This window comes from Spirillospora sp. NPDC048911, assembly GCF_043198015.1.
GTDB lineage: Bacteria > Actinomycetota > Actinomycetes > Streptosporangiales > Streptosporangiaceae > Spirillospora.
The window spans coordinates 23901-30660 of sequence record NZ_JBICUD010000017.1; the positions used below are offsets into that span (position 1 = coordinate 23901).

The 6760-nt window shown below is 72.0% G+C and carries 7 protein-coding genes; 3 read left to right on the top strand and 4 right to left on the bottom strand.

What is annotated here, in order from left to right:
• The first annotated feature begins 494 nt into the window (after positions 1 to 494).
• Positions 495 to 1016 carry an NUDIX domain-containing protein gene (locus tag ACGFNU_RS48190; RefSeq protein ID WP_392603485.1) on the top strand — a complete coding sequence of 174 codons (522 nt, stop codon included), beginning with the start codon at positions 495 to 497 and terminating at the stop codon, positions 1014 to 1016.
• 7 nt (positions 1017 to 1023) lie between these two features.
• On the top strand, positions 1024 to 1992 hold the full coding sequence (locus ACGFNU_RS48195; RefSeq protein WP_392603486.1) for a carbohydrate kinase family protein: 969 nt from the start codon (positions 1024 to 1026) through the stop codon (positions 1990 to 1992).
• On the opposite strand, the gene ACGFNU_RS48200 is transcribed toward ACGFNU_RS48195, so the two are convergent.
• Positions 1959 to 2636 carry an HIT family protein gene (locus ACGFNU_RS48200; protein ID WP_392603487.1) on the bottom strand — a complete coding sequence of 226 codons (678 nt, stop codon included), beginning with the start codon at positions 2634 to 2636 and terminating at the stop codon, positions 1959 to 1961. The genes ACGFNU_RS48195 and ACGFNU_RS48200 overlap by 34 nt on opposite strands.
• 193 nt (positions 2637 to 2829) lie before the next feature.
• Here ACGFNU_RS48200 and ACGFNU_RS48205 point away from each other — a divergent pair, with 193 nt between their 5' ends.
• Positions 2830 to 4203, top strand: coding sequence for a prenyltransferase/squalene oxidase repeat-containing protein (locus ACGFNU_RS48205; RefSeq protein WP_392603488.1), 1374 nt, complete (start codon positions 2830 to 2832; stop codon positions 4201 to 4203).
• An 18-nt stretch (positions 4204 to 4221) separates the two neighbouring features.
• Here the strand turns inward: ACGFNU_RS48205 and ACGFNU_RS48210 are convergent, their stop codons facing one another.
• Genes ACGFNU_RS48210 through ruvX form a run of 3 tightly spaced genes read right to left on the bottom strand, consistent with a single transcriptional unit; the run spans position 4222 to position 6727 of the window.
• On the bottom strand, positions 4222 to 5067 hold the full coding sequence (locus ACGFNU_RS48210) for a shikimate dehydrogenase (protein WP_392603489.1): 846 nt from the start codon (positions 5065 to 5067) through the stop codon (positions 4222 to 4224).
• Positions 5067 to 6272 carry an endolytic transglycosylase MltG gene (gene mltG, locus ACGFNU_RS48215; RefSeq protein WP_392603490.1) on the bottom strand — a complete coding sequence of 402 codons (1206 nt, stop codon included), beginning with the start codon at positions 6270 to 6272 and terminating at the stop codon, positions 5067 to 5069. Before mltG ends, ACGFNU_RS48210 begins: the two co-directional genes overlap by 1 nt.
• Positions 6269 to 6727 (bottom strand): Holliday junction resolvase RuvX, encoded by a 459-nt coding sequence (gene ruvX, locus ACGFNU_RS48220; RefSeq protein WP_392603633.1) that lies wholly within the window; start codon positions 6725 to 6727, stop codon positions 6269 to 6271. Before ruvX ends, mltG begins: the two co-directional genes overlap by 4 nt.
• Between the last annotated feature and the right edge of the window lie 33 nt (positions 6728 to 6760).

Here is a 6760-nt window from a genome sequence, read left to right on the forward strand (position 1 = left end):
GGGGCCGTCACTCAAGTTCTAGGACCGGTCGTACCCCAGGCTCTCCACGAAGAAAAGCCCCGTACGACTCGCACACGGGGCCACCTTCGGTCGCCTCGGGGCCAGGGGCCGCCGAGGGCGATGGCGGACCGGACGCCGGGGCGTCGGTCTGCCGGACCGAGAACCCACCGGCCCTGTCGGCCGGTCAGGTGGGAGGTGGCCTCCGCTTGAGCGCTCTGCCCGGTGCCCGTTTCGGACACCACGCAAAGCCGGTCAGCCACCAAGACTAGCACCTGGTGGGCACTACTGAGACATCCACCGCCCGGGCAGGGACGTCGGAATCGGCGTGGGGCACGCCATCCCGATCAACGACGGAGCATCTCCGTGAATTCCCGGGGACCGCTGCGGGAGGTGACGGGCATGTGCCGGAGGCGGGGCCGGTGCGGGCCGGGGACGGCTTGCTACCGTGAGGTGACGACGGACCGCCGAGGTCGGTCGAACGGAAAGATCCCCCGATGCGTGCTTTCAGGTCCGGCGCCGCCGCCACCGCCGCGCCGCGCGCGACCCCGCCGATCCGGCTCGAGTTCGCCCAGAAGGCCTTCATCCTCGACGGTGACGGCCGCCTGCTGCTGGTGCGCAAGTCGGCCACGGACCCGCATCACCCGGGCCGGTGGGAGGTGCCCGGCGGCCGGCTGGAGGTGGCCGACGATCTCGATCTCGACGACCACATCCGGCGCGAGGTGTGGGAGGAGGTCGGGCTCAAGATCGACCCCGGCCCGCCGTTCCACCTCTGGCAGTGGTTCATGACCGACGCGCCCCCGGGGTCCGGCGACCGCGCGGGCCAGGTGCGGGTGGTGGCCACGGCGCGGCTCTGCCGGCCGGTCACCACGCAGGTCAGCGTCGAGCACCAGACGGCGGACGACCATCTGGACGAGCCCGCCTGGGTACCGCTTCCCGAGCTCGGCGGCTACGAGCTGATCCCGAGCCTGCGCCCGGTCGTCCGGGCCTTCCTCCGCCTCTATCCCGAGCACCGCTGACGCCGGCATGGGGACCGCCGAGGCCACCGCCCGCCCGCCGGTGGTATGGCCGGGCCTGGACGGGGTCGCCGACCGCCGCTTCGACCTGCTCGTCGTCGGTGACGTGCGGCTGGAGGTGCGGGCGGAGCTGCGCGGCCTGCGCTTCGCCGACCTGACCGCCGACCGGCTGGCCTACGCGCACGCGAGCGCGGTCGTCGCCGGGACGGCCGTCAACATGGCGCGCAGCGCCACCGGGTACTTCCGGCGGGTCGGCCTGTTCACCAAGATCGGCGACGACGACCACACCGAGGCGATCCGGCGCGAGCTGGGACGGCTCGGTGTCCGCGACCTCTGCCGCGTCGAGACCGGGATGCCGAACGGGGTGGCGGTGATGGTGCGCGACGACTCCCCGCCGTGGCCCGGCGTGCGGCTCCTCGTCGCGGCCGAGAACGCGCCGAGCCGGTGGCTGTCGGAGGCCGACGTCCGGCGCGCCGCCGCGGAGATCCGGACGGCGGACGCGGTCTTCCTCGACGGGTACGCGCTGCTGTCGCCGATCTCGCGGGCCGCCACGTACGCCGCCGCGCGGATCGCCAACGAGAGCGGCACGCTGGTCGCCTTCGACCTCGTCCCGCACGACATCGACGGCCGGGTGCCGGTGAGCGAGATCCTGCCGCTGCTCGCCCTCACGGACGTCATCGTCACCGAGGCCGCGACGCTGGCGCGGCTGCTGGGAGCACCCCCGCCCGTCGAGTCCGCCGAGGTCCGCGAGCTGCCGCCGCTCCTGGACCGCTCGGTCTGCGGGCGGCCCTTGTGGCTGCTTCGCTTCGGCGAGACCAATCTGGAGAACGTGCTGGCCTACCGCGGGGATCAGGGCGGCCGGCCTCTTCTGCTCGAGTACGCCTCGGGCTACGGCGAGGGCGTGGAACGCGCCGGATTCGGTGACCGGCTCGCGTCCTGCGAGCTCTACTGGTGGTTGTCGGCGCGCTCGCGCGGCTGAAGCGCCTCGATCGTGCGCAGGAACCGCTCGCGGCTGCCGGGCAGCCCGAAGGTCTCCTGCCACCGCCAAGGACCACCGGTCAGGGTCTCGTCGTGCGCGACCGTGGCGGCCCAGCGCAGGAACTGGCTCGGCACGCCGTCCCCCGAATGGACCGTGGTGGTCCCCTGCTCCTCCACGAGCAGGTACGAGCGGCGGGCGCGGAAGTGCCGCCGCACCGTCTCGTACGAGGCGGGTTCGCCGGGCAGCCCGCGCTCTTCCACCATCGCTCGCACGCCCGAGCCCGACGGCAGCAGGTGCCAATGCGCGTGGTCGATGCAGGCGCCGCCGCCCTGCGCCGTCCCGGGCCCGTGCTCGAAGAGCAGCAGGTCGTCGCCGCCGTACACGTCCCGGTACATCCGCGCCACGCGGTCGCGCCACACCTGGGCGCGCGCCCAGATGGCCCGCCCGAACGCGCCCGCGCACTGGTGATGCTCCGTCGTCACCAGCAGCAGGTGCCCCTCCGTGATCGGGGCGAGGTCGGGCATCAGAAAGAAGTCGTCGTCGGCCGCGAGCACCGCGGCCTCGCCGGGAAGGTCCACCATCGCGTTGAACCGGAACCGCAATGGCGGACACAGCACGCAGTCATGCACCGCGTCCGTGCGCATCACATCCTCCAGGGGCACGGCCCGCCACACCGCATTTTGGATGATTTCTCGTGAGCCGTCGCTACACAGGGTGCCCAGCCCTTGACCCATCTGGTGTGCGCGATGGATAGACCCATCCAGCAGGAGGGGTGCAGATTCATGGCGGAACGGGAACATAGGCCCTAGAGAGCGGGCCACAGTGAAAAACCTCCCCATGACCCCCGCCGCCGCGGAGGCGGCGACCCCCGAACCGGCTCCCGGCGCGGCCCTGCCGTCCGTCATCGACACGGCCGTCCTCGGGGCCCGCCTGAACGACTCCCTCGACATCCTGCGCGACTCGTACACCACCAATCCCCTCCCCGGCGTGGGGGGCGGCTGGTACCACGAGCTGACCCGGCCGGAGCCGGGCACGACCGCGACCGCGCTCGGCCTGCTGGCCTTCGTCGAGGCCGAACGTCCCTTCGAGCACTTCGACGAGTGCCTCGCCTTCCTCACGTCCCGGCAGATCTCCTCCAGCGATCCGCTCAAGGACGGCGGCTGGTCCACCAAGACCAGCCTCGGCATGCCGGTCGTGGAGGCGACCGCGTGGATCGCGCGCTTCCTGGCCCGCGCGCGCTGCGACCTGCGGCCGGACGCCCCCGACATCGGACGCGCCTACCGGTGGCTCGTACGGAACCAGAACCCCGACGGCGGCTGGGGTTCGTTGCGCAACAGCCCGTCCCGCATCTGGCCGACCTGCCTGGCCCTGCGCGCGCTGACCCAGCTCAACCCGTACGACCCCGCCGTCGAACGCGGTGTCGAGTGGCTCACCGCCGACCGGACCGCGCACCGGCCCGCCTGGGGCCCCACCCCGAACGCCCAGCCCACGGTGACGCACACCTCGTTCGTGCTCGTGACCCTCGCCGAGGCGCGCGCCGGGACCGAGGCGCGGCCCGGGCACGGTGACGACCGCCTGCTGGCCGCGTACGACTGGCTCCGCGGCAACCTCGACACCGAGGACGAGCACATCTGGATCGAGACCTACAACGTCTCCCCCAGCGGCCCCGGCTCCAAGCCCGTCTGGCGACTCGCCCTGTGGCACTACGGGCTGCCGATCGCCCTCATGGCGCTCCTGCGCGATCCGCGCGGCGTGCCGGGCGACCTGGTCAGCCGCGCGTTCCGGACCCTGGCGGACGGAGGCGTCGCCGACCCGCCGTGGGCGGGGTATCCCGGCACCGGCCGGTCCTCGTTGTGGATGCTGACCTGGCGCATGGAGGCGCTGACCTCCCTCGCCCGTCTCCTGCCGGCTCAGCCCGGCGACATCCTGCACTGGTTTCCCGACGCGATGGTGATCCAGCGCGCGCACGCCCGGGGCAGCTCGGTCCCCGCCCTGCTGCCCCGGCGCCACCGGATCGACGTCGCGGCCCGGTTGCGACGGCACTGGACGACACTGCTGCTCATCGGCGTGGGCCTCGCCAGCCTCATCGGCGTCATCACGGGCACCTGGGAGTGGCGGGACTTCTGGCTCAGCGTCAGCCTGCCGATCATGCTGTCGATCATCCAGGAATCGATGCGCCGCAAGAGACCCCCTCCCCCACCCACCCGCTAGCCGGCCCCCGGCGCGGCGTCAGGGGTGGGGTTGGGCTCGGCGGGCGAGTTCGGCTTCGCCGGCGGCGCGCATGGCCTCTACGGGGACGTCGTCGCGGCCGGTCATCATCGCCACCTGCCGGACGGCCTGGTGCAGCAACATCGGGAAGCCGCCGACGGCGACCCCGCCCGCCTGTTCGACCGCGGCGGCGAGCGCGGTCGGCCAGGGCGCGTAGACGACGTCGAAGAGGGCGGAGCCGGACACGGCCACGGGCTCGGCGAACGCGTCGGCGGCGCGTCCCGGCAACGTCGACACCACCAGGTCGGCGGACAGCAGTCCGGCGGGCAGCTGCTCGGCGACGAGGTCCAGCGTGGCGATTCGCACGTCGAGCCCGAACCGTTCGCCGACCCCTGCCGCCTCGCCCGCCCGGGCCGGATCGCGGACGGCCAGGACGGCCTCCTTCAGCCCGAGCCGCGACAGCGCGGCCAGCGCCGAGGCGGCGGTCGCGCCGCCGCCCAGGACCACCGCCGACGAGGGCGTCCCGAGGCCCGCCTCGGTCAGCGCGGTCACGATGCCGTACACGTCGGTGTTGTCGCCGTGCCGCCGGCCGTCGCGCAGGACGATCGTGTTGGCGCCGCCGACCGCCACCGCCAGCTCGGACACGGTGTCGACGAGGCCCAGCGCGGTCCGCTTGAGCGGCATCGTCAGCGACAGCCCGGCCCAGCCGCCGCCGAGCCCGCCGAGGAACGCCGGCAGGCCCGCCTCGTCGCACTCGATCGCGTCGTAGGACCAGTCCAGCCCCATCGCCGCGTACGCCGCCCGGTGCAGCACCGGCGACAGGGAATGCGTGATCGGTGAGCCCAGCACCGCGGCCCTGCGTGTCATCAGTTGCCTGGGTTCGCCCTCTGCCACGCCCGGAACTTGGCCTCCAGGACTCTGAACTGGGCCTCGGTCTCGGCGAACTCGGTGACCTGGTTGGTGGGATCGGTCGCGATGAAGTAGATCCACTTCTCGCCCGGCGTGGGGTTCATGACGGCCTCGATCGCGTCCTTGCCGGGATTGGAGATCGGCCCAGGCGGGAGTCCCTTGTTGCCGTACGTGCTGTACGGCGACGACCGCGTTCGCTCGATGTCCCCCTCGCGGACGTTCAGGGTGCGCTTGTTGAGAATGTAGAGGACCGTGCTGTCGAACTGCAGCGGCATCCCGATCTTGATCCGGTTGTAGATCACCCGCGCGATCTTCGGGAAGTCGTCGGTCTTGCCGCCCTCGGCCTGGATCAGGCTGGCCATCGTGATCACCTTGGCGGGGGTCATCTTCGCCCGCCGGGCCTTGGCCTCCAGGTCGAGGTCGGCCACGGTCTTGTTGTAGCGGTCGACCATCTGCTTGATGATCTGCCGCGGCGTGGCGTTCGGGTTGATGTCGTAGCGGCCGGGATAGAGGTAGCCCTCCAGCTTGCCGCCGGAGTACGACGGCAGGCCGAGTCCCTTGGTGTTGGCCGCCACGGCCTGGAACTTGGCGGCGGGGATGCCGGTCTTCTTCTGCAGCTCCTGGAAGAGCTCCAGGCTCCGGATGCCCTCGCGCACGATGAGCTGGTTGCCCGAACGCGACTTGGGGTCGAGCAGCAGCGCCATCGCGGCCTTGGACGACATCTGCAGGCGCATCTGGTAGAAGCCCGGCTGGACCTTGTCGGCCTTGGGCTCGTTGCCGTACACCTTCACGAACGCCCGGACGCTCTTGACGACGTTGTGCGACTGGAGCGTCGTCGCGATCGCCGAGCCGCTGTCGCCCTCCTTGATCTGGACCGTGACATTCCCGTCGCCGCCACCCTCGTAGTCCGGCGGGTGGAGACGGTTGTCGAGCCAGGCGAAGCCGAAGACGCCGCCGGTGCCGACCAGCGCCACGATGAAGGCCAGCGCGAAGAACACCGCCGCGCGGCCGCTCTGCTTCTTGCGCTTCTGCTTCTTGCGCGTCTGCCGCTGGGCACCGCGGCTGAGCCGCTCGTCCGCCAGATGGCCCTGGGCGTAGGGATCGTGGCCCTGGCCGTACTGATCGGGGCCGTTCGGTTCTGAGAAGAGATCCAGTTCGTTCATGAGCTCTCCCGGACGATCTCGCCTGGGGGGCGTCCCGTCAACCGCTCGCCGTCGAGGGCCGCCTGGAGCAGGACCGCCGCGGCGGCCTGATCGACGACCTTCCGGCGCGCCTGACCATGGACTCCCCCGGCCCTCAGGCCGCTCTCGGCGGTGACGGTGGTGAGTCTTTCGTCGTACAGCCGGACCGCGTCGGCGGGGAGCCGCCCGGCCAGCCTGCCCGCGAACTGCCGCGCCGCCTCGGCGGCCGGGCCCTCCCGGCCCGACAGCGACGTCGGCAGCCCGACCACGACCTCGATCGCCTCGTGCTCGGCCACCAGCTCGGCCAGCCGGTCGAGATCGCCCTTGCCGCGCTTCACGGTCTCCAGGGGAGACGCGAGGATCCCGCCGGGATCGCAGCGGGCGACGCCGATGCGGACCGTTCCCACATCGACGCCCAATCTGACGCCGTGTCTCATTGCTTCGCTCCGCTCAGCGGCTTCGGGCGCCTT